Annotated in this window: 17 protein-coding genes; 5 read left to right on the top strand and 12 right to left on the bottom strand. The window is 58.0% G+C overall.

Going from position 1 to position 22,268, the window contains the following annotated elements; all coding sequences use genetic code 11:
- Window positions 1–39 precede the first annotated feature (39 nt).
- A complete protein-coding gene (locus M2103_RS08355; protein WP_277509915.1) occupies window positions 40–1,692 on the bottom strand; it encodes a S8 family serine peptidase in 1,653 nt (550 codons plus the stop codon).
- A gap of 37 nt (window positions 1,693–1,729) precedes the next feature.
- Window positions 1,730–2,503, bottom strand: a complete 774-nt coding sequence (gene lpxA / locus M2103_RS08350; RefSeq protein ID WP_277509914.1) for an acyl-ACP--UDP-N-acetylglucosamine O-acyltransferase — start codon at window positions 2,501–2,503, stop codon at window positions 1,730–1,732.
- Between the two features lie 126 nt (window positions 2,504–2,629).
- Here lpxA and serA point away from each other — a divergent pair, with 126 nt between their 5' ends.
- Window positions 2,630–4,219: a phosphoglycerate dehydrogenase gene (gene serA / locus M2103_RS08345; RefSeq protein ID WP_277509913.1), complete on the top strand. Its 1,590-nt coding sequence runs from the start codon at window positions 2,630–2,632 to the stop codon at window positions 4,217–4,219.
- Between the two features lie 243 nt (window positions 4,220–4,462).
- Here serA and M2103_RS08340 read toward each other — a convergent pair whose 3' ends face one another.
- Together M2103_RS08340 and M2103_RS08335 are read right to left on the bottom strand one after the other, a co-directional pair.
- Complete coding sequence (locus M2103_RS08340; RefSeq protein ID WP_277509912.1) at window positions 4,463–4,966, bottom strand: hypothetical protein; 504 nt, start codon at window positions 4,964–4,966, stop codon at window positions 4,463–4,465.
- A 51-nt stretch (window positions 4,967–5,017) separates the two neighbouring features.
- Window positions 5,018–5,446, bottom strand: a complete 429-nt coding sequence (locus tag M2103_RS08335; protein ID WP_277509911.1) for a hypothetical protein — start codon at window positions 5,444–5,446, stop codon at window positions 5,018–5,020.
- Between the two features lie 268 nt (window positions 5,447–5,714).
- Here M2103_RS08335 and M2103_RS08330 point away from each other — a divergent pair, with 268 nt between their 5' ends.
- Complete coding sequence (locus M2103_RS08330; protein ID WP_277509910.1) at window positions 5,715–5,981, top strand: hypothetical protein; 267 nt, start codon at window positions 5,715–5,717, stop codon at window positions 5,979–5,981.
- Between the two features lie 327 nt (window positions 5,982–6,308).
- Here the strand turns inward: M2103_RS08330 and M2103_RS08325 are convergent, their stop codons facing one another.
- From M2103_RS08325 to M2103_RS08295, 7 genes are all read right to left on the bottom strand, one after another.
- Window positions 6,309–6,632: a hypothetical protein gene (locus M2103_RS08325; protein WP_277509909.1), complete on the bottom strand. Its 324-nt coding sequence runs from the start codon at window positions 6,630–6,632 to the stop codon at window positions 6,309–6,311.
- Window positions 6,633–6,846: 214 nt separating this feature from the next.
- Window positions 6,847–7,191, bottom strand: coding sequence for a hypothetical protein (locus M2103_RS08320; RefSeq protein WP_277509908.1), 345 nt, complete (start codon window positions 7,189–7,191; stop codon window positions 6,847–6,849).
- Between the two features lie 351 nt (window positions 7,192–7,542).
- Entirely contained in the window at window positions 7,543–9,531 is a 1,989-nt protein-coding gene (locus tag M2103_RS08315; protein ID WP_277509907.1) for an FAD-dependent oxidoreductase, read from the bottom strand.
- Between the two features lie 60 nt (window positions 9,532–9,591).
- Complete coding sequence (locus M2103_RS08310; protein WP_277509905.1) at window positions 9,592–11,007, bottom strand: sulfatase; 1,416 nt, start codon at window positions 11,005–11,007, stop codon at window positions 9,592–9,594.
- Window positions 11,008–11,074: 67 nt separating this feature from the next.
- Window positions 11,075–12,859 (bottom strand): FAD-dependent oxidoreductase, encoded by a 1,785-nt coding sequence (locus M2103_RS08305; RefSeq protein WP_277509904.1) that lies wholly within the window; start codon window positions 12,857–12,859, stop codon window positions 11,075–11,077.
- Between the two features lie 293 nt (window positions 12,860–13,152).
- Complete coding sequence (pyk, locus tag M2103_RS08300) at window positions 13,153–14,598, bottom strand: pyruvate kinase (RefSeq protein WP_277509902.1); 1,446 nt, start codon at window positions 14,596–14,598, stop codon at window positions 13,153–13,155.
- 225 nt (window positions 14,599–14,823) lie between these two features.
- On the bottom strand, window positions 14,824–18,135 hold the full coding sequence (locus tag M2103_RS08295; RefSeq protein ID WP_277509901.1) for a TonB-dependent receptor: 3,312 nt from the start codon (window positions 18,133–18,135) through the stop codon (window positions 14,824–14,826).
- A gap of 269 nt (window positions 18,136–18,404) precedes the next feature.
- Here M2103_RS08295 and M2103_RS08290 point away from each other — a divergent pair, with 269 nt between their 5' ends.
- Window positions 18,405–18,587, top strand: a complete 183-nt coding sequence (locus M2103_RS08290; RefSeq protein WP_277509900.1) for a hypothetical protein — start codon at window positions 18,405–18,407, stop codon at window positions 18,585–18,587.
- A gap of 81 nt (window positions 18,588–18,668) precedes the next feature.
- Window positions 18,669–19,109 (top strand): nucleoside-diphosphate kinase, encoded by a 441-nt coding sequence (ndk, locus tag M2103_RS08285; RefSeq protein ID WP_277509899.1) that lies wholly within the window; start codon window positions 18,669–18,671, stop codon window positions 19,107–19,109.
- Window positions 19,110–19,329: 220 nt separating this feature from the next.
- Here the strand turns inward: ndk and gpmI are convergent, their stop codons facing one another.
- Complete coding sequence (gene gpmI, locus M2103_RS08280) at window positions 19,330–20,940, bottom strand: 2,3-bisphosphoglycerate-independent phosphoglycerate mutase (RefSeq protein WP_277509897.1); 1,611 nt, start codon at window positions 20,938–20,940, stop codon at window positions 19,330–19,332.
- A gap of 133 nt (window positions 20,941–21,073) precedes the next feature.
- Here gpmI and M2103_RS08275 point away from each other — a divergent pair, with 133 nt between their 5' ends.
- Window positions 21,074–22,222: a ferrochelatase gene (locus M2103_RS08275; RefSeq protein ID WP_277509896.1), complete on the top strand. Its 1,149-nt coding sequence runs from the start codon at window positions 21,074–21,076 to the stop codon at window positions 22,220–22,222.
- The last annotated feature ends 46 nt before the right edge of the window (window positions 22,223–22,268 follow it).

Here is a 22,268-nt window from a genome sequence, read left to right as displayed (position 1 = left end):
GGAGGCCCGCAGGCCAACTCTCGGTCCGCGCGACAAATCTCACTCGCCGCCACCCAGGGAAACGACGCTGGCCTTGTGATTGTTCGCCGGATTTTTGTCGGTCACACCGCCGGCGTTGAGCAGCGTTGTGTTCACAATGGTTTCCGCGCCCTCGGGCACCGGCACTTTCACGACAGTCGTTGCGCGGGCGTCGACCCACGGCAGCGTGACATTCGAGACAGCCCCGTTGACCTCCACCACAAGCGTCATCCCCGACATGGCCGTGGCGCTGCGGTTTTGCACAACGACATCGACCGTGCCGTCCTTGCTGTTGTAATAATGGCTCGAAATGGCCGTGTCCACGCGCGTGGGATCGTTGCTTTCCAACGCCCAGCCAAGGTCGATCACGCCCGCGCCGTAATCATCGTCGCGCCCTTCCGCGCCGGCGTCGTTGACGTGCGCCACCAAAATCGCCCACGCCTCCTGCGCGCTGATTCCGCCATAGGCCGACATCAGCGCCGCAATCGCGCCCGACACCACCGGCGCGCTCGCCGATGTGCCTGTGAAGCCAACCCGCGACTCATCCGCCCACGCGGCCAGTATGGCGTAGCCCGGCGCGGTTATCTGCAACTGCGCGCCCGAGTTGGAAAAAATAAGCTGCTGCTGCATCGCGTCCGTCGCCCCCACCGAAATCACCCGCGAGTAGGCGGCGGGCCACATGAGCTGCGCCGCCTGGTCGTTGCCCGCCGCCGCCACGACAACCGCGCCGCCCTGCATCGCGTATTCAATCGCGCGCAACAACACCGCGCTCGTCCCGTAACTGCCGAGGCTCACATTGATGATCTGCGCGCCGGAATCCGCCGCCTGCATGATCGCCTCCGAGATGGTGTAGAGATCGCCAAGACCGTTTGAATCCGTCACGCGGATGCTCAGGATGTCGGCCGCGGGAGCGACACCGGGCGCGTCGGCGGCGGCGCCCGCGGCGAGCGATGCCACGGCGGTGCCGTGCCCCTCCCCCGCCTCAATTGAAACGCCGTGGCCGGCGTCGAGCCTGCGCACGCGCTGCCCGAATGTCGCGTCCGCCGCCACGCCGCTGTCGAGCACCGCGATCGTCACGCCGCGCCCCCATTGGCTGTTGTCCGCGCCCGCGACGCCGATCGCCCCGAGCAAATTGTCGCGCACGGGAACCTGCGAGCGCGCCGTGCGCGCCTCGGTTTCCGGCACGGTTGGAATCTCCGCGATAAAGTTGCCGCCAACCTCCTCGTAGTCGGATGAGTTGTCCGTGATCTCCGACGCCAGTCCGTCGAGCGACGCATAACGCACGCGCGCCGACAGCAACTTTTCCGAGCTCGACATCACCATCAGCCCCGCGTCTTTCGCCCGCGCCAGAAAACGTTGCAGCGCCCCCGCGTCCTTGAACGCGAGCACGGCCTCGTTTCGCCGGACATGGTCGTTGTCGAGGTGCGCCGCCAGTTGCTCCTTAAACGCCGCCGCGCCGAGTCGCCGCGCCTCCGCAGTCAACGCATTTGCGCGGGCTTTTTGCGCCGCCGCGGTCAACGCCGCCCGGTCATCCGTTGCCTCGGTCCGCGCTTTTTCAGCCGCGGCCAGCCCCTCCGCGCGCCGCTGGTGTTTCACGAGCGTCCACGCCATAAAACCGATCAGCGCCAGGGTGATCAGCGCGGGAACAATCGGGCTTCGCGGTTTTTCGTGCATGCTCTTGGGACAAATTTTTCGGCGCCGTCGTTCCACATTAATCCGCGGCGGGCGAGCCGGATTCGCTCTCGCCGTGCTTGCGCATCAGGCGCGCAAAACCGCGTTTCCCGCCCGAGAAAAACTGCAGGAAAAGCCCCGCCTCGGGCGTCGCGTAGCGCCCCGCCGCGAGCGCGTCCGCCGCCACATTGCGGATGTTGGTCCGCGCGTGATACACCTCGCGAAACGCGTCCTTGATTTCGCGAATCGCCTCGCGCGAAAAGCCGCGCCGTTTCAGCCCGATGAGATTCAGCCCCACGACGCCGTCGCGCTCCGCCACAAGCGTGAACGGCGCCAGGTCCTGAGAAATCGACGCGTTACCGCTGATCATCACGCTTTCGCCGATGCGCACAAATTGGTGCACGACCGCGCCCCCGCCGATAAACGCGCTCGTCCCCACGCTCACGTGCCCCGCCAGCAGCACCGCGTTTGCCATGATGACATTGTCCGCCAGCGCGCAATCGTGCGCCACGTGCGCCGTCGCCATGATAAAACACTTTTCGCCGATCACGGTGGCGCAGCCCTCATGTGTCGCGCGGCTGATCGTGACGTGCTCGCGAATCACCGTGCCCGCGCCAATCCGCACGCCCGTCTTGAGAGACCGGTCGAAACCGATTGATTGCGGCGCGCCGCCGATCACCGAGTATTCACCCACGGCCACGCGGTCGCCGAGCTCGACGCCCTCCTTGATGACGGCCCCCGCGAGAATCTCGCAATCCGCGCCGATCTGCGCGCCCGGTTCGATGATGGCAGTGGGATGAATGAAAGTGGCCATGAGGAAAATTTATGCGCGGAAACACACACCATTCGCCGCCCCGCGTAAATGGAAAACCGCTGTTCTGTAAAAACCACTTGCGCCGCGGTGCCCCAGCCTGTTGCCTGTTCGTTTCCATTTTTTCCCATGAAAATCCTGGTCGCCGACAAAATATCACCAAAAGGAGTTGAATACCTGCGAAAACAAGCGGGTTTTGAAGTCATCGAGGCTTACGGTTCTTCTCCGGAAAAAGTCCTCGAACTCGTCAAGGACGTGCACGCCATCGCCGTGCGCTCGGAAACCAAGATCACCAAGGATGTCCTCGCCGCCGCGCCGCTCCTCAAGGTCGTCGGACGCGCCGGCGTGGGCGTTGACAACGTCGATGTCGAGGCCGCCACCGAGCGCGGCGTCGTTGTCATGAACACCCCGGCGGGCAACACCATCGCCACCGCCGAGCTCACCTTCACGCACATCCTCTGCGGCGCGCGCCCCGTTCCGCAGGCCGCCGCGTCCATGAAAAACGGCGAGTGGAACCGCAAGGCTTTCAGCGGCATCGAGCTCTTCCGCAAGACGCTCGGCGTCATCGGGCTCGGCCGCATCGGCGGCGAGGTCGCCAAGCGCGCCCAGGCGTTCGGCATGCGCGTGCTCGCCTACGATCCCTATCTCGCGCCCAGCCGCGCCAAGGCCATGCAGGTCGAAATCGCCACGCTCGACGACATCCTCGCGCAGGCCGACTACATCACCGTGCACATGCCGCTCACCGAGGACACCAAGTATATGATCGACGAGGCGGCCTTTGAAAAATGCAAAAAGGGCCTGCGCATCTTCAACTGCGCGCGCGGCGGCATCATCAAGGAAAGCGCGCTCGTCGAGGCGCTCAAGTCCGGCAAGGTCGCTGCCGCCGGACTCGACGTTTTTGAGGACGAGCCGCTCGCCAAGGACAGCCCGTTGCGCTCCATGCCCAATGTCGTGCTCACGCCGCATCTCGGCGCCTCGACCGCGGAGGCGCAGGAATCGGTCGGCATCGAGATCGCCGAGCAAATCGCCGACGTGCTCAACGGCGGCATCATCCGCAACGCCGTCAACATGCCCTCGATCGACGAGGCCGCGATCAAGGTTCTCGGGCCCTACCTCGACCTCGGCTCCAAGCTCGGCACGCTCGTGCAGCAAATCTCGCCGCAGCAAATCTCCACGCTCCGCATCACCTATTGGGGCAAGATCGTCGATCTCGACGCCAACGCCATCACGCGCTCCATCCAGCGCGGCTACCTGCGCCGCATCAGCGGCGAACAGGTCAACTTCGTCAACGCCCCCTCGCTCATGCAGCGCCTCGGCGTGCAGGTCGAAACCATCAAGTCCAACAACGACTGCGGTTACACCGAGCTCATGGCGGTCGATGTCATCACGCCGGACGGGAAAATTTATTCCGCGCAAGGCACGCTCATCGGCAAGGGCGGACAACCGCGCATCGTCAACATCAACAGCCGCGAGGTCGAGGTGCTGGCCGAGGGCGGACTGCTCGTGTTGGAAAACTCCGACGTGCCCGGCATGGTCGGCACGATTGGCACGATCCTCGGCAAGGACAAGGTCAACATCGCCGACATGTCGCTCTCGCGCCTCACGCCCGGCGGCACCGCCTACATGGTCGTGCGTGTTGACACCGAGCCGAGCGAGGCCGCCCGCAAGGAAATCAAGGCACTCCCCGCCATCAAAATGGCAAAGTTCGTGCAACTCTGAGGAAATTCAGAAGAACAGAGGCCAGAATACCAGAGGCCAGAGCGCCAGAGAACCAGAAGCCAGAAAACCAGGCCATCGCATTTCGCGGTGCTGGTATTCTGGCTTTTGTTTTTTCTGGCTCTCCGGGCCACGCGCCGCAAAACCCGCCGGCGGGACTCAACAGGACACTCCCCCCGGCGAAGGGTGTCCGTTCGCGTTGCGACTAAAGGGGGGGGGAACCAGCAAAACCCGCCCCGCCCCCTTTTATTCTCCTCTTTCTGCTCTTTTGCCCTCCATGTCGTCTTCGGCTAGGCCCGCACGGTTAATTTTGATTATTCTATCATAAATGCTCTTGTGAATTATTGCCTCGTAAACAATCCGCTCATTCTCTTTGCGACCCAAAATATTCGCCCGTTCAATATCATTCACATCGACTGGCATGATCACATATGAAGAATCGATATAATTAAACTTATTCCGACCAAAGCTAAATCCCGGTGGCTCTTTGTATATGTAAGAGTGAGGCGGCAATAACTTTTCCGATACAAGATCATGCAGGGATGCAGCTAATTTTCCATTTTTCTCATAATATTTTACATAGGCATCAGCTATAAAAGTCTGATTATGAATATCTCGACACCAATTCACATTTCCTGAATGCCAATGTGCGATAAGCCATAGAGAGAGAATAATTGCCAACAATAGACTTGCCAATAAAAACATTAGGAGCGGGAAAGGGAAGATTCGAGATTTCTTTATTTTTGTCATAAATGTTGGATTTTGTTAACAATAGTCAAATTACTCCCTTCGAATTGCTCCCTATTTCCCCGGATCATCCCCCTTCTCTTTGAATATCGAAAGAGATTTTTCCCAATTGGCCCATACTTCAAGTATACTTGAACGAAGTATCATTGCTTCCATCTGTATTGTTTCATTACCATCCCATTCGTTCAGGTCACTAATCATTCTATCAACAAAAGAGCGCATCAGGCGAACCTCTTCCTCATTCCATGGATAGCCTAATTGATTCAATAAAACTACAAGCAGATCGTGATTATCATCCTCAACACTCAGATGACCGATCGCTATGGGCACGAGATGCGCATCACCACTTTTTTTGAGCAGTTCCAGCGTTTCATTAGAACTAAGTTGATTGAGTGGCTTATTCCACGGTGAATTTTTAGATGAATACTTTCCACTAACGCCCAGTATCTCTAGGAGTGTTTTCGAGGAATCAAAGTGTTTCATATAATTTACGCTATGGTCTTATGGGTAGCAGAAAGGGGGCAGGTAGCATGAGAAACAGAGTCGAGAGCCGAGGGCAATCGGGGTAGACTCTGGCTGTCATGAATTATACCGGAATTGATTATCACAAGCGATACAGTGTGGCGGGCATGCTTAACGCGCAAGGCCGCAAGTTGAGCGCGAAACCAACTCGCCCGACGCCTTTGAGCGTTACTTCAAGACGATTGGCGGGGAAAGCACGGTGGTGATGGAGGTGTGCTGGAACCGGGCAATGCTCTACGAGCTGATTGAGGACATCGAACAGGTCGGGCAAGTCGTGCTCTCGCACCCGGCGAAGAACCGCATCATTGCCGAGACGATGCACAAGAACGACCGCTTTGACGCGCACGCGCTGGCGACACTGTTGCGCGACGAGCTCATCAGCCTGATGCTTGTGCCCGCCGAGGTCGTGAGTATTGACACCAAGCCGAGCGAGGCCGCCCGCAAGGAAATCAAAGCCCTCCCCGCCATCAAAATGGCGAAGTTCGTGCAGCTCTGAGGAAATTCAGAGGAACAGAGGCCAGAATACCAGAGGCCAGAGCGCCAGAGAACCAGAAGCCAGAAAACCAGGCCATCGCATTTCGCGGTGCTGGTATTCTGGCTTTTATTTTTTGTGCCCCTCTGGGCTGCGCGCCGCAAAACCCGCCGGCGGGATTCAACAGGACATTACCCCGGCGAAGGACGTTCGCATTGCGACTAAAGGGAAAAATCAACAAAACTCGGCCCGCCCCCTTGTATTCCCTACAAAACTCGGCCCGCCCCCTTGTATTCCCTCCATAGATTTATTGTATAACAGGGAATTGGTCGCAGACTTATTTAGTATCTTTTAATAAACTGCCAGTATTCGTGAGCGTTTTTCTTCATCGGTCAGTTTGAACCATGCGATGTGTGTCACCGCCGGAACATCAACTGCGACGCCTACATTATCCACACTGTGACTTAATGATGTGCTTTTACAACGATAGCACTTCCGCGGCTCGATTTCGAAGGCAGTCCCATCAGGTGCTAAATCACATGTTTGCGCAAAAACCTCCCAGATTCTATCAATCAAATGTGACTTATACTTTCGAATCAATCCATCCACCTCACCCCAAACTTTATCATCGAAAGTATCTAAATATGCATCATGCAGACCGCTGCCAGAGTGCATAATGAATCCTCCATACTGAAAATCTGATAAGACTGGCGCATCAAAAACGTAGCCGCATGACGCACACGTATGTCGAAAACATGCTATATTCATTTCTTAATTCCGGGAAATGGTGATGTAGTTGAGGGCGGAGCTGGTGGCGTCGGCACGGCCAGAGGAATAAAAGGGGCCGAGTTTTGTTAATTTCGTTTTGAGGGAGGCAAAAAGGGGACACTTAAAAGATACGGGGTATTCCTGGCTGCCTGTCCTCAGGCACTTCATTGCCAAGAATTAAACCAAAGCATGTTTGAATTTTGCCTGCCATTTCTTCGAGCTTTTCCCGATTTTCTCCAAAATATGGAGCTTCCGCGCGTAAAACTCCATATGTCATATATAAATCAGCGAGCACATCTTTAGGAATACAATCCTTTCCCTTAAATGCTCGCATAAGCATTACAGCAGCAGCATGCAATTTTTCAAACTCATTGTCCTTTATAACGCGTATTGTTTGAATTGGCCCTATAAAATCCATCATTGCTTGCCGGTATGCTGAAATCGCCTCATCCATATTAGATTTCATTTTTATATTATAATGTTTGATTAATACACAAGGCCTGAAATCGCTGTCGCAGGGGGAACAAAAGGGGGCGGGCCGGAATGCCACTTAAATAAGGGCGTTTGTCGTCTGCTAAGGTAGCACAGGCATTCATGTCTGTGCTTTTAATGCATTGAAATGTAGTAAATTGCGGCACAGACAGGAATGTCTGTGTTACCTTAACCAAGCGCCATTCGGGGCGGCCCGGGTTTTGTTGATTTTCATAGACGTTAGTTTGATTTCTACACATGCGGGAAAGGCCGAAGAGAGAGAAAAGACCTTCAGATCGCTGGCTCTCTGGCATTCTGGCCTCTGGCTCTCTGGATTTTTCTGATCTCACTTCCCGGGTCGCGTGAGTTTTTCCAATGCGGCGATCAGTTTTTCCGTGCTGGCGCCGGTGCAGGTTTTGCCTTTTTGCGCATAGCGCTTCCAGTCGGCGGGACGGGACATCAGGCCGGCGGCGTGCAGGTAATCGCACGCCTCGTCGAGCGTCACGCCGGGCTTTTTCTTCGAGACGGCGTTTACGATCAGTGTCGCAACGGACTGGCCGGCGCAGGTTTTGCCGGGACGGGCGTTTTTCAGCCAGTAGTCGGGCTGTTGTATGATTCCGCGCGCTTGCAGCGCGGCGAGGTTTTTCGCCAGTTCGCCGGCGTCGGCGGCGGTTGTTTTTGTGCCTGAATCCGCGGGGCGTTCGAGAATCTGGCCGTCCTTCAACAGGCGGGCGCGGAGTTTCTTGTAATCAACTTTTTGCAGCGAAACATTGTCCTCGATCGCAAGCGCGGCGGCGGTGGCGGCGGACTGGCCGAATACCATGAAAACCGGCTCCATGCGGATCGAACCGTAGGCGATGTGTGAAGCGGACATGCACACGGGGACGATGAGATTCGAGCACTCGCTTTCGCGCGGCACGATCGAGCGGTAGCCGACGGGATAGGGCGGAAATTTGCCGACCTGCACGTCGCCCTCGTTGCGAACGTGGCCGTTTTTATCGACGTAGCGCTGGACGTGGTGCGAATCCATCGTGTAGGCGGCCATGCCGATGGAGTCGCTCACGGTTTCGCGGCCCTGGCAGTGGTGCTGGGTCATCACCAAATCGGAGACCATGCGGCGCGCTTCCCGCACGTATAATTGTCCCTGCCAGCCGCCGCCTTCGGTGAACTCGTCCTTGGTCATGCCCCAGCGCGAGACGAATTCGCGGATTTCGGCGGGCACGCGCGGATGGTAGGCGAGCGACCACATGAGGCCTTGTTGATACAGCAGATGACTGCGTGCGATTTGCTCGCGGGTCGCATAGTCGGCCTCGGGATAATCGTAATTCTGGCCGATGAAATCGGTGGAAAAACCGCCGCGATTGTTGGTGTCGGTTTTGCGGTTGGGCATGGGGGAGTTTATCCATATCCACTTTTTCACGGTGGCGAGGTCGGGCGCGGCCTCGATGTTGCGGAAAAGCAACTCATACCAATCCTCGCGGTAGCCATCCGGTTTTATAAACGGGATTCTGTTTTCGGGATGGTCGGTGAGGCACATGCGGTAGCAATACGCCTGCACGCGCTTGTCGCCCGAGCCCTCGACGCCGGGGCCGGTCGGGTCAATGAACGGCAGCAGGCCGCTGGCCGGATCGCCTTTTCGCACATAAGGGTCAACGCCCGGGAAAAACTGGTGCCATTTGTCCATGGCGGTTTGCACGCCGTTTAATGTTTCGCCATACAACGAATTGGCCTCGCGTCCGACGGTGTAGGTGATGCCGGCGAGCGCCATGAGGTCGCCCTCGTAGGTGGCGTCGATGAAAACTTTGCCGCGATACTCGCGCCCCGCCTCGTCGCGGATGGCGATGATGCGGGCGCCGTTTTTCACGATGCCGTTTTTCGAACGGTCGAGGCGGGCGTTCTTAACATACTCGATGCCGTCGCGCGCGAGCCAGCCGTTGTAGATATCGAGCGCGACGTGCGGCTCGAAAATCCACCAGACATCGGCCTCGGTGCGGTTTTTGGAGGCGCGAAGCTCCTCCGGATTCTGCCATTTCCACGCCTCGGGTTTTTGATAATGGTCGCGGACGGCGCGGTAAAACTCGCGTGAGATGCCGCCGATGACATGGCGGTTGCCGATGTCGGTCTGTCCGAGGCCGCCCGTGGTGAGGCCTCCGACGCGGGAGGAATGACCGACGATGACAACGGATTTGCCCATGCGGCGCGCCTGGACGGCGGCTGCGACGGCGGCGGAGTTGTCGCCGTAGATGACGATGTCGCGTTCGACCGGCGCCGGCGCGGCGGTGGCAACGAGCGTGAGGGTAATGGCGAGTGCAAGGGTGATGATGCGGGTTTTCATGGATGAGTGAGATTTATGGTTGGTTTGTCATGCCGCGCAAAGCGGCAGCATGCCCGGTGTTCACCGGGGGGCAATGGAGGGGCTGCGGTTATTTTTGCCGACGACGCCGGTGAGGTCGTCGCCGATGTCCTCGCGGATGGCGGCGGCGATTTGCTCCAACTTGGCGCGAACTTCGGGATATTGCCCGATGACGTTGTAGCGTTCGCCCGGGTCGCGACGGAGGTCGTAGAGGAGCGGGATTTCCAGTTTGGCGTTTCCATTCACGGGGCCGGGTTTGCCGTCAACGCCGGGCGCGAAACCTTCGTAGGTGCGATGGGGATGGGGGAAGATGAGTTTGAAGTTTCCGTCGGTCACGGCCTCAAGGTTGTTTTTGCGGTAGTAATAACAAAAACTCTCGCGCGGGTTGGCGTCGGCTTCGTGTCTCAGGAGCGAGATGATATTCACCCCGTCGATTTTGTGCGGGGGCAGGGGCGCGCCTGCGATATGGGCGAAGGTGGGCAACAGATCCAGGGTCGAGGAGAGTTTGTTGCAAATGGTGGCGGCGGGAATGGTGCCCTTCCATTGCATGATGCAGGGGACGCGTTGCCCGCCCTCGAAGCTGGTGCCCTTCCCTTCGCGCAGGCCGCCGGTGGTTCCCGCGTGATTGCCGTAGTTGAGCCAGGGGCCGTTGTCGGATGTGACGACGACGAGTGTGTTTTCCTCCAAGCCCTCGCGCCGCAGCTTGTCCAGTATCTGGCCGACGCTCCAATCGATTTCCATGATGACGTCGCCGTAGAGTCCCTGCCGGCTTTTGCCCTTGAACTTTTCGGAGACCGCGAGCGGAACGTGCGGCATGGGATGCGCGAGATATAAAAAGAACGGTTTGTTTTTATTTTTATCTATAAACTGCAACGCCCTGTTTGTGAAATTGGTGGTGAACTGGCTCTGGTCGGGATTCAGCTCGATGGTTTTGTCGCCCTCAATCAAGGGGAGGTCGGGAAATTTCCTCGTGGGATGACGCGGCCACATGTCGTTTGAATAGGGAATGCCGTAGTATTCATCGAAACCGTGACGCGGGGGAAGAGCGTGGGGAAGGTGGCCGATGTGCCATTTGCCGAAGGCGGCCGTGGCGTAGCCTTTTTTCCTCAAAACGTCGGCGATGGTTTCCTCCTTCTCGCCAAGGCCGATGCGGGATGACGGCCCAAGCGCGCCGGAATAGCCGATGCGATTGGGATAACACCCGGTGAGCAAGCCGACGCGCGAGGCGGTGCACACGGCTTGCGCGGCGTAGAAGCGGGTGAAGCGCATGCCCTCGGCGGCCATTTTGTCGAGGTTGGGCGTTTCGTATCCGATGGCGCCGGTGGTGCCGATGTCGCCGTAGCCCATGTCGTCCATGAAAATGACGATGACGTTTGGCGTCTGCTGCGCGGCCACCGCCGCGAACGGCACGAGCATGGCGGAGGGGAGGAGCAATTTTTTGAGCAAATTTGTTTTCATGGGAGTTTTTTTGAGGCGGCAACGCTCACGAACGGAACCGGAATCTTTGCGCAAATCATGCGGCATATCAACCCTTCGCCTTCGGTTGTTTGGCACCCGTCCTCGTTGGCGCCTCCTCAATGCGCAGCCGCTGGCCGCGCGTCTTCAGTTTTTCCTGCAATTCCGGCACCGGCACGTCCTGCACCGCGAGGTTGCCCCGGATAGCCATCACCGCCGCCACGCCCGTGCTCTCCGAAAGAATCATGAACACCGGCTCCATCCGCAGCGAGGCAAAGCCTATGTGCGTCGCCGAGACACAGAATGTCGCGAACAGGTTGTCCGCGTCCCCGCGTCGCGGCGTCAGGCACCGGTAGGGAATCTCATACGGGCTGTGCCCGATCGCGCGGTCGTTCGGGTTGCCCTCGTTCCGCACGAATCCGCCCGGCCCCTCAAGGCGCTGCACGAGATGCGAGTCCACATTGTAAGAACCCATGCCCACCGAGTCGGGCTTTCGTTTTTGCTTCTGGATGTCCTGCTGTCTCATCACATACGCGCCCACCATCCGCCGCGCCTCGCGCACATAGATCTGAGGCGTCCAGTGGCCGTTGTCCGTGTATTCATCCTTTGGATACCCCCAGCGCAGCATTTGCGTCCGGATGCGCTCCGGCACGCGTTCGTCGTTGCCCAGAAAATAGAGCAATCCCTTCGTGTAATCAATGTGGTCCCGCAATATCCGCTCGCGGGTCGCGCGGTCGCCGTCCGGATAATCCCAGTTCGCGCCGAGGTAGTCGGTCGAGAACGGAGCCCCGTCGTTGATGTCCGTCTTCATGTTCGGCAGGCGGCTGACAAGGAGCAGCCGCTTGCCGTTCGGACCCGTAAGCGCCACGCCGTCGCCCTTCTTCTTGATGTAGAGCGCGAGCAGGTCGTAACGGCTTGGGTCATAGTTCTCCGGGCGCGTGATCGGCAGCTGGTTTTCCGGCGCGTCGGTCAGGCAAATCCGGTAGTTGTAAGCCTGCACCTTTTTGTCGCCCGCGCCATCCTCGCCGCGCGTCGTGTCCTGCACGCCAAAGTATAATTTCCCATCCGGACGGCGCGCCGGGATGTCCACATCCCACTGCTTGCGCGTGGACCAAGCCACGGGCACCACACCCGCAAGTTCCTCGCCGTATTCGTCGCGTCCCTCGCGCCCCATGCGATACGGCACCCCCGCCATGGCCAGCAGGTCGCCCTCATAGGTCGCGTCGATAAACACGCGCCCGGAATAGACGTCCCCGTTTTCCATCGTGATCGCCGTTATGCGCGCGCCCGATTTTTTCACCGACTTCAGCCGCTGCTCCGTCAACACCGTCACTTTGGCCTCGCGGGCCATCCCCTTCAGCACGTGCATCGCCACCGACGGCTCCGGCCGCCACCACACGCGCTCCGCGGTGTCCGCCGAGCGCCGCCCATGCCGCTTCAGGTGCGCCTCGCGCGTTTCTTGTTTCCATGCCGATGGCTGTTCGTAATGCGCGTAAACCCGCCGGTAAAATTCCCTGCTCATCCCGCCGATTGAGCTTTTCACCCCCGTGTCCGTCGAGCTGAGGCCGCCAGTCAACATGCCGCCTATGTGCTTCGTCGGTTCGAGCACAATCACACTCGCGCCCTCCTGCGTCGCGGTGATCGCCGACACCACGCCGCCCGCGGTGCCGCCGTAAATCACGACATCAAAATGTCGCTCGGCCGCGTCCATCCGTGCAAAGCCAGCGAGCAACAAAAAAACGGTTATCCATGCGCATGCAAAACGCCCCGGTTTCCGCGCCGCTGTTGCAGTCACAAGTTTTCGTTTAATAGGCACCAGACCGTGAAGACCGTGCCGGGATTCGTTTTTGTTCATTGTGATCACAAGGTTCAGGCGTTGTTTTTTTGTCATTGGGAAGAAACATTACGAGCGTGGGGGAAAAAGCTCATGGGGAACAAAGGGCTTCGATCAAAACGCTCTTCAATGGCAGGCCTCCGGCATTTTCAATCATAAAGTTGCGCTGATTGGGAATACCGTGGGCAAGTGGCCGACAATGAAGTGGCGGGCAGAAATTCAAAAGCGTCCACCAAGGTCGTGTTTTCAAAGTATATTGCGGCAAAGCCGCGGGTGACTTTATGCCTGCCACCCGCTACGACTCGCCACTGCCGTTACCGCACTGTTCGCAATTGCACGCTGTCAACGAGACGGTCGTGCGAGAGGATGTCGGTAACCACCACCAGCTTGTCCCCGATGTCCACTTGCTTGGTGTGTTTCAAATGCGCGATGGCATGGTCAATCGTGTCGTCGGGATTCGCCTCGAACGGCATCAGGATTCCGATGACCGAGCGCAACAATCGCAACTGGCGCAGCGTTTCCACATACGGCGTGAACGCGATGATCGGCGCGCGGCCCGGGCGCAGCGCCGCCAGCCCGCGCGCAATCACGCCCTGTCTCGTGAAGGTGATGATGCGCGCGTCGTCAATCTCGCCCGCCATCATCGCGGCCGAGCGCAGCACTTTCAGTTTTTCGGGAATCGCCGGAATCTCGACTTTGACCAGCCTGGCCTCCCCCGTCTCCAATTGCTCGATGCGACGCGAAATTTTGTCGAGGTATTCGATGCTCTCAATCGGATATTTGCCCACGGTTGTTTCGCCCGAGAGCATCACGCAATCCGCGAGCTCAAAGACGGCGTTTGCCACGTCGGTAATCTCCGCGCGCGTGGGCATCGGTTGCGTGATCATCGACTCGAGCATGTGCGTGGCGATGATGACCGCCTTGCCGTGGCGGAGGCAGGCCTGCACCGCCTTGCGCTGGATGATCGGCAGCTCCTCGACCGGACACTCGATGCCGAGATCGCCGCGCGCCACCATGAGCGCGTCGGTCGCCATCACAATTTCGTCGAGGTTCACGATGGCCGACTGGTCCTCGATTTTTGCAATGATGCCCGCCTTTGAATCCTGCTTCTTGAGAAAATCGCGCAGCGTCTCGATGTCCTTTGCCTCGCGCACAAACGACAGCGCCACAAAATCAATTCCCTCCTCGATGCCGATGATCGTGTCGCCCTTGTCCTTGGCCGTGAACGAGGGCAGGTTGACGCGCACGCCGGGCAAGTTGATGTGGCGCTTCGATTTCAGCTCGCCCGGAATCAGCACGCGGCAGCGAATGCGCGCGTCGCGCTTCTCGAGCACTTCCAGCCGAATGAGTCCGTTGTCGACGAGCACGGTGTCACCGACCTTCACATCGTTGACGAGGTCCTTGTAATTCACATGCACGGAGCGTATCTCCGTGCTGCTTCCGCCATCGTCGCCCGGTTGCATGGTGAAGTCGAAAATTTCGCCCGGCTTGAGTTCGATGGGCGCGGCGACATCGCCGGTGCGGATTTCCGGCCCCTTGATGTCCATCATGATCGCCACCTCGCGCCCGACGCGCTGCGAAACCCCGCGAATGCGGCGGATGATTGCGCGCGTCCAATCGTGCCTGGCGTGGGCCATGTTGAGCCGGAACACATCCGCCCCCGCGCGAATGGCTTTCTCAAGCATCTCCTCGCTCTCGGTGGCGGGCCCGATGGTCACGACAATCTTGGTTCGGCGAAAACTGGCGGCGGATGAGTTCATAAAATAAAGAGACCAATGATTCGGGGCGCGTCATTAGGCAAGTCATTGCCTTTGATTGCAAATTCCTCCCCTCCAAAAACAGAAACTTGCCCCGTGGCATTGGAGTCGCCCGGCGTCGGCCTCCCGGCAGACCGGCGGAATTTGGACTGGCGTCGGAATGCCTGCCCAAAGCAACAAAAAGCAGCCTCACCGGAGGCTGCCTTGTTTGTGAAACGCCGTGAATCCTCAGAACAGATATCGCACGCTAAGCAAAACTGACCAGCGTGTCGCGGCAGGTTCCCCGGCATAAGAGTTGATCCAGGGGTCCTGGCGGGAATAGTTAACCGGGCGGCTATATGTGTATTTTTTTGTGTTATTGTCGTAAACCACATTGGCCATCGCCTCCGATTTCACGTAGGCTTGGTCGCTGCCCCGAATGAGACCCCACTTGTCATTGAGCATATTGCCGACGTTGAGAACATCCACGGCAAGCTCCAGCTTATGACGCCACCCGGGCAGCTTGATCTGCTGGGCAATATGCAAATCAAATTGATTCACCCACGGATAACGCTGTCCGTTGACCTTGGTTTTTTGACCTTCCGCGAGGCCGTAGTGCTTTACGAGTTTATAGAAGGTGTCACGATCCGCGGCGCTCGCAAAAATGTAATTACTGGCCGTGTTTCCGTCACCCGCGACGCTGGTGTCCCCGAAGGAGGGAATATACATGATGTCGTTGTATTGTCCGTCACCATTCACGTCATTATAGGCTCTCAAACTGTAAGGCAGGCCGCTGTGCCCGTTATAGGTAAGCGTCAGGGTTGTCGCGCCGATGGAAAACAGATTTAGTCTTTTTGTAATATTAACCAGCACGCGATGGCGGATTTCACCGTCACCGCGATGCGGCTCGACGGCATTGGGGTCGAAAACCGTGCGGCTGCGCCAGCAGGACAGCGCCACAGACGAATTGCCATAAACCGCCTCAATCGTGTTGGTGTGGGTGTATGCCACCATCCATTGCCAGCCGTCCGACTTCATGGGCCGCTCCAGCGAAAGCGTGACCGCGGTGCTCTGCCCCTCGTCGCTGTTTGTCAACTCGATGCATGAGCTTGAGAAATTCGTGTTGATACGGTTGAGCGTGGAATTACCCACGCCGGTGGCCGTGTTATATCTTGCCCAATACATGGGGCGCCCGTCAGGCGCGGCCTCCCCGTGGGTATTGGCAACAATGTTCATATTCCTGTAAAAAACGTCTTTATCAACACGCGTGTGCTCAATCTCGACGGCGGCTTTCATCCCCCACCATGGCAATTCCTGCTCAAAGGCGATGTTGCCCTTCCATCGTGTTGGCAGCTGAAAATCCGAATTTATATAACTCACGCTTTGGGTTGCGGGCACGTTCACACCCGATGTCGGTTGCGCGTTCGGATCCGAGGAAAGCGTGGGCGCGTTGGCCGCCGTCGTGCATTCGTAGGTGGTGTAATTGAACCCGGTGTTGGAGTAGCTGTTGCCCAGCCACACGCGGGGCATGCCGCCGTAAAACAGGCCGACACCGCCACGAATGACCGTCTTTAGCTTGCCGCTGTTGATTTTCGGCTGCCAGTTGAACCCGAGCCTGGGCTGCAGCACCACTTGGCCGTCGTAAGTGGAATCGTTGCGAATTTTAAAGGCGTCGTAAAATTTTTGATTATAGGCCGGCTTTTCGTCGATAACGGGAATGTCCATGCGCAAATTTATATCAAGCGTGAGACTCTTGCCCACGCGCCAGACATCGCGAACAAACATGCCCACGTTGGCCTCCGTGAAATTCGCGGCGGCGTCCACGTCCGGGTCTATCTTGTTGTAGCGATAAGTGTATATATCCGTGCCGCTCCCGCTCACGTAGGCGTTGAATTGATTCCAGCTGTTGAAAACATAATATCCGGCCGTGTTCTGGACGAACAGGTTATACACATCATTGGTGTTATATTGGAACCCGGCGTCAATCGTGTGCCCGTGCCCGAGTTTGTATGACGCAAAAGCCTCGATTGTCCGCGTCTTGACGCTCAGCTCGTTCGTTTGATAGCTGTTGTCCGTCCCCAGCATGACATGGGCGGCGTTGCTGGAGCCGCTCGCGGTCAGGTCCGTGTATACGGGAACATACTGAATCTGAACATACGGCTGAATTATATCATAGTCATTTGAAACATCGTATTTTTTATATCCGACGTTCACCTCCGTGTATAATTTGTCCGACCAGTTGGCCGTCCACGCGCCGGTTATGGCGGAGCTTTTCTTTTTCAAGTTATACCAGGAGTTACTAAATGAAAAATTATTCTGGGATGACCCGCCCGACGAGCCAAACCCGGGAAAGCTGGGGCGAGAGCCCTCGGAATACTGGTAACCGGCCGTGATCCGGTGGTCATTATTGACCTGCCATTCAAGCTTGGCCGTGGCGACGGTGTTTTTGATCTTGTTGGATTCGCCGTCTGTCGTCCCCACGTCAAACGGCACCGTGCCTGTGTTGATGACGTTTCCGTTGGCGGCGGTTCCTGAGTTTAATGCGGCTATACCGTCCAAAAGCTGCCGCATCGTGTCGTTCGCCAGGGGATAGGCGGGCGAGGGCATGGGTTTGTTGAAGTCTTTTCGCTCTATGTTTCCCATGAAAAACAGCTTTTTGGGTATAATTGGGCCGCGGAGCGAAGCTCCATAGGTTTGCTCCTTGAAATTCGAGACCGGCGAGCTCTTGCCGTCCAAATGCTCGCCCACCAAATCCTGATTGCGGAATGTGTAATAAACCGACCCGTGAAAATCATTGCCGCCGCTCTTTGTGACAACATTGACATACGCCCCGGTAAATCCGCCCTTGCGCGCATTATACGGGGACGTGCTGACGGCAATGCTTTCGATTGCCTCGATCGGAATGACATTGTTCTGCGCGGCCAGGTTGTTTGAGTTGAGGCCAAAAGGATCCGCCACGCTCACACCATCAACCATGATCTGATTGTAGCGATTATTAATGCCGCTGACCGATATGTATTGTTGCTCCGGATTGCGGTTGTAAACAACACGGGGATCGTTGGCCAGCAAGCTGCCCAGCGTGCGATCCCCGGCAACCATGTTTTGAATGTCGCGGGTGCTTATAAAGGAGCTCTTGTCCGTTGCCCCGGGGTCAAACAGCGCCGATGTCGAGTTCGCGGACACCGTATATTTTTCCATCGTGACCACGTCTGATGGAAGCACGGCCGGCACATGCGCGCCCGACTCGGCGGCGAGATACACGTCCGTCACCTCGTAAGAGGCATAACCGTCGGCGGCGATGGAAACCGTATAGGGGCCGCCAGGGCGCAAATCGGCGCGGCCATAATAACCCGTGGAATCACTGGTGGCCCGCGTTACGGATGAGGTCGGATTGTGGGTGATTGTGATTTTGGCTCCGCTGATGGCGCGGCCATCCTCTGTTCGAACGACACCGGATATCGGCGCGGTGTTGATTGCTTGAGCATGTGCTGAAACCGCAAAACCTATGGTAATTGCGGCCAATGTCAGCATGCGGGTTATACGAGCGGTAGTTGGTAGCATGGTAATAACAGACTGACGGGGTTGGTGTGGCAACCAATCGGGAGAGACTCTTGTTTGTCGCAAACAATTCCGAGGTTTGAGTGTAAAGATTCTAGATGCTCAAGGACCTGTCAAGCATGGCGACATTCCGCGCATTTATTGCCAATTTGGGCAAAAAATGAGCCGCCCCCCGATAAGTCCATCACATTGAGAACATTCGAGAAAACCACCATTAAGTGTGCCTGGCGCGGGTTATGTTGACCCGCCAAAACATATCCGCTTCCGCGCACATGACTTTCTTGCGCAATGCATCAAATAAACATCGCAAAAAAACAGTGGTTGGCGAAATGGACACGGAGGCTTGGAACGACGCTCAAGCCCGCCAACCGCCTTCCGAAAATGGCCATGCCATTTATGAAAACGAATTATTATTACCCGCGTCCGGGGCATTTTTGCGTCAAATAATGCAATAAAAAAGGGTTTTTCGGCTTAACATACGCAGATATTGCTTCACTTTGTGCGGATTTGCGTCGTAGCGTGATGGGCTTTCCTACATGCAAAGAACATTTATCATATTCAAACCAGACTGCCTCGACAAAAAACTTGTCGGCACTGTCCTTGCCCGTTTTGAGCAGGCTGGTTTTTCCATTATCGGCTGCAAAATGATGATTCTCACGCCGGCACTGCTTCGCGTTCACTATGCGCACGTCACCCATTTTCCATTTTACCCGAAACTCGAGCAGTTCATGAGCTCGCGTCCGGTGGTCGTGGTCGCGCTTCAAGGCGAAAACGTCATCGCCCGCGTCCGGGAGATGCTCGGCCCCACCGATTCCTCAAAAGCCCCCAAGGGCACTATTCGCGGAGACTTTGGCGAGTCCGGCATGATCAACGTCGTGCATGCCTCCGACAGCGTTGAAAACGCGGAAATCGAAATCAAGCGGTTCTTCAAGCCCGAGGAGGTTTTTGAAGTGGCTCCCGCCGCCCCGGCGCGCTAGTTCGCGCCCGTTGGGGCTGTTTGGGTTTGTTCAGTCGCGTTTCGGGCGGAGCGACAGTCTGGCTTCGTCCCGGTGAGCCGGGAATGTTGCGGCTTAGTCTCCTGAAAAAGGCGTTTTTCGGCGATAAAAACATCGCCGGAAAACCGCACGACTGAACGGTTCAAAATGTTTTTGGAAGGCGGCCTCGCGGTAATCGCGCCGGCCGCCTCCGGAATCCGAATCAATACGGGGGACGGGTTTCCTCGTCCACGACCAGGCTCACGCCGGACATTTCGTCGGGCTTGGGCAGGCCCATGAGCGCGAGAAGCGTCGGGGCGATGTCGGCGAGGCGTCCGCCGGTGCGCATCTTGGTTTTGCGCGCGGAATATTTTTCACCGACGACAAACACTTCCACGAGGTTGAGCGTGTGCGCGGTGTGCGGGCCCTTGGCGGAGGGGTCATACATTTGTTCGCAGTTGCCATGGTCGGCGCAGACGACGGCGCTGCCTTGCATTTGCGCGACGGCCTCAAGGAGTTCGCCGACGCCCTTGTCGGTCGCCTCGACCGCCTTGATCGCGGCGGGGAGCGAACCGGTGTGACCGACCATGTCGGGATTGGCGTAGTTCACCACGACGAGCGAGAACTTGCCCGAGAGAATCGCCTCCTTGGAGAGACGCGTAACCTCGGTGGCGGACATTTCCGGCTGCATGTCGTAGGTCGGCACTTTCGGGCTGGCGGGACACGCGCGCTCCTCGCCCGGGAACGGGTCCTTGCGATAGTTGTTGAAGAAGAAGGTGACGTGCGGGTTCTTCTCGGTCTCGGCGCAGCGGAACTGCGCGAGGTTGGCGTTGCTGACAACTTCACCGAGGATGTTTTTCAGCTTGGGCGGTTTCGGAAGAATCACATGCACGGGCAGGCCGGTTTCATATTCGGCCATCGTGGCGAAATAGAGGTCGAGTTTCTGGCCGCGATCGAAGCCGTCGAAATTGTCGAGGACAAAGGCCTTCGTGATTTCGCGGGGACGGTCGCCGCGGTAGTTGTAGAAGACAACGGCGTCGCCGTCGGCAATCGTGGCAACCGGCTTGCCGTCGGCGCCGAGGATGGCGGTCGGCGCGACAAACTCGTCGCCCTTTTGCGTCTCGCTGAGGGGCTTGTCGTAGTATTGCTGGACGGCGGCGATCGCGTCCGGCGCGGTGGCGACGGCAGCGCGGCCCGTGAGCAAATCGTATGCCTTGCTGACGCGCTCCCAGCGATTGTCGCGATCCATCGCCCAGAAACGTCCGCACACCGTGGCGATGCGGCCGATGCCGAGCTCCTGGCACTTGTCCCCGACTTGTTTCACAAAGCCGATGCCGCTGGTCGGGGGCGTGTCGCGCCCGTCTGTGAAGGCGTGAATGAAAACCTTGTCCGGCGCGACACCGTCGGCCTTGGCTTGCGCAAGAAGCCCGTAAAGGTGCTCGAGCATTCCGTGCACGCCCGCGTCGGAAACGATGCCCATGAAGTGCAGATTGGAACCGCGGGTTTTGACACGCTCGAGGGCTTCCTTCCAAACGGTGTTTTCGGCGAGGCGTTTTTCGGAGAAGAGCTTGTTGATGCGGACGAGCTCCTGGTCCACGATGCGGCCCGCGCCGATGTTTTCGTGGCCGACCTCGCTATTGCCCATCACGCCGTCGGGGAGGCCGACGTCGAGGCCGCTCGCTTTGACAAGCGTGCAGGGGTATTTTGCATGCAACATGGCGTCGGTCGGGCAATTGCCAAGTTCGACGGCATTAAAGGCGTGCTGCTCGGCGTGGGGATTTTTTCCCCAGCCGTCGCGGATGATGAGAACAACGGGCTTCTGTGGTTTGCTCATAAGAATTTAAGAAACGAGCATTAAAACAACGCCACCGCCGTAACAAAAGGCAAAATTCCGACTCTTTTTTAGGACGCTCCGTTGACATTTTTGGCAATCCAACGGCCAATCAATGGTTTCAAACCAATCCGCAATGTCTTCCAAACGCGCAGTTCTCCTCGTGAACCTCGGCTCGCCCGATTCGCCCGCCGTGGCCGATGTGCGGCGTTATCTTTCCGAGTTCCTCGGTGATTCGCGAGTGATTGACCGTCCGCGGTTTGCGTGGATGAGGTCGTTGTTGGTGAACCGAATCATCATCCCGCGCCGCGTCGAAAACTCGGCCCATGCGTATGCTTCGATTTGGACGGAGAAAGGCTCGCCGCTGGTCGTGACCTCGATGTCGGTGCGTGAAAAACTGGCGGCGGTGCTGGGCGGCGATGGTAGGGCGAAGCCTCAGGCTGAGCCGGAATCGGCGGCGCCTGCGAATGATCCAACCGAGACGCCAAACAACGGCTCACCCGGAGGGTTCGCCCTACCCTCGCCACCGACGGTTTATCTCGCCATGCGCTACGGCAAGCCCTCCATCGCGTCGGTGGTCGCGCAAATGGCCGCGGACGGCGTGGGGCATGTTTTGCTTTTCCCTCAATATCCGCACTACGCGATGTCGTCGTGGGAAACGCTCGTCGTGGAGGTTTATGCGCAGGCCGCGCGCCTCGCGCCGCAAATGCGCATCGACTGCGTGCAGCCGTTTTACAAGGACGACGATTATCTGGCCGCGCTTGTCGAGTCGGCGAAACCGTATCTCGCGCAACCGCACGATCACCTGCTGATCAGTCTTCACGGAATCCCGGAGCGCCACCTGCGCGAAGCCGACAAATCGCGCGCGCATTGCCTGTGCGCGAAAGACTGCTGCGAAGTCGATTCGCCCGCGCACGCGACATGTTATCGAGCTCAAGTGCTCGGAACCGCGCGTGGATTTGCCGCGCGCGCCGGAATCGCGCCGGAGCGGTATTCGATCACCTTTCAATCGCGCCTCGTCGGCGAACCGTGGCTCTCGCCCTACACCGACGAGACGCTCGCGCAACTGCCCGCGCGCGGCATCAAGCGCCTGCTCGTGCTCTCACCCGCCTTCGTGACCGACTGCCTGGAGACGCTCGAGGAACTCATGGTTGCCGGACAAAAAACCTTCCTCGATGCCGGCGGCGAGTCCTTCCAACAAATCCCGTGCCTGAACGACCAGCCGGCGTATGTCGATTTTCTGGCGAACCGAGCGCGACAATGGATGCGCTCGGGAACGGCTTGATGCCCGCGCAAGCGCGCGCTTGCGAAGCGAAACGCGTTTCGCGCCG

The sequence above is a fragment of the Ereboglobus sp. PH5-5 genome (genome assembly GCF_029504805.1).
Lineage (GTDB): Bacteria > Verrucomicrobiota > Verrucomicrobiia > Opitutales > Opitutaceae > Ereboglobus.
Note: the sequence above shows the minus strand (reverse complement) of the source record. Positions and strands in the feature narration are given on the sequence as shown.

Coding starts and splice junctions, on each gene's coding strand:
- M2103_RS08355 (WP_277509915.1), bottom strand. CDS start 1,692: ATGCACGAAAAACCGCGAAGCCCGATTGTTCCCGCGCTGATCACCCTG.
- M2103_RS08325 (WP_277509909.1), bottom strand. CDS start 6,632: ATGCACTCTGGCAGCGGTCTGCATGATGCATATTTAGATACTTTCGAT.
- M2103_RS08330 (WP_277509910.1), top strand. CDS start 5,715: ATGCTCTACGAGCTGATTGAGGACATCGAACAGGTCGGGCAAGTCGTG.
- M2103_RS08340 (WP_277509912.1), bottom strand. CDS start 4,966: ATGACAAAAATAAAGAAATCTCGAATCTTCCCTTTCCCGCTCCTAATG.
- M2103_RS08335 (WP_277509911.1), bottom strand. CDS start 5,446: ATGAAACACTTTGATTCCTCGAAAACACTCCTAGAGATACTGGGCGTT.
- pyk (WP_277509902.1), bottom strand. CDS start 14,598: ATGAACTCATCCGCCGCCAGTTTTCGCCGAACCAAGATTGTCGTGACC.
- lpxA (WP_277509914.1), bottom strand. CDS start 2,503: ATGGCCACTTTCATTCATCCCACTGCCATCATCGAACCGGGCGCGCAG.
- M2103_RS08275 (WP_277509896.1), top strand. CDS start 21,074: ATGTCTTCCAAACGCGCAGTTCTCCTCGTGAACCTCGGCTCGCCCGAT.
- M2103_RS08295 (WP_277509901.1), bottom strand. CDS start 18,135: ATGCTACCAACTACCGCTCGTATAACCCGCATGCTGACATTGGCCGCA.
- serA (WP_277509913.1), top strand. CDS start 2,630: ATGAAAATCCTGGTCGCCGACAAAATATCACCAAAAGGAGTTGAATAC.
- M2103_RS08290 (WP_277509900.1), top strand. CDS start 18,405: ATGACTTTCTTGCGCAATGCATCAAATAAACATCGCAAAAAAACAGTG.
- M2103_RS08310 (WP_277509905.1), bottom strand. CDS start 11,007: ATGAAAACAAATTTGCTCAAAAAATTGCTCCTCCCCTCCGCCATGCTC.
- ndk (WP_277509899.1), top strand. CDS start 18,669: ATGCAAAGAACATTTATCATATTCAAACCAGACTGCCTCGACAAAAAA.
- M2103_RS08320 (WP_277509908.1), bottom strand. CDS start 7,191: ATGAAATCTAATATGGATGAGGCGATTTCAGCATACCGGCAAGCAATG.
- M2103_RS08305 (WP_277509904.1), bottom strand. CDS start 12,859: ATGAACAAAAACGAATCCCGGCACGGTCTTCACGGTCTGGTGCCTATT.
- gpmI (WP_277509897.1), bottom strand. CDS start 20,940: ATGAGCAAACCACAGAAGCCCGTTGTTCTCATCATCCGCGACGGCTGG.
- M2103_RS08315 (WP_277509907.1), bottom strand. CDS start 9,531: ATGAAAACCCGCATCATCACCCTTGCACTCGCCATTACCCTCACGCTC.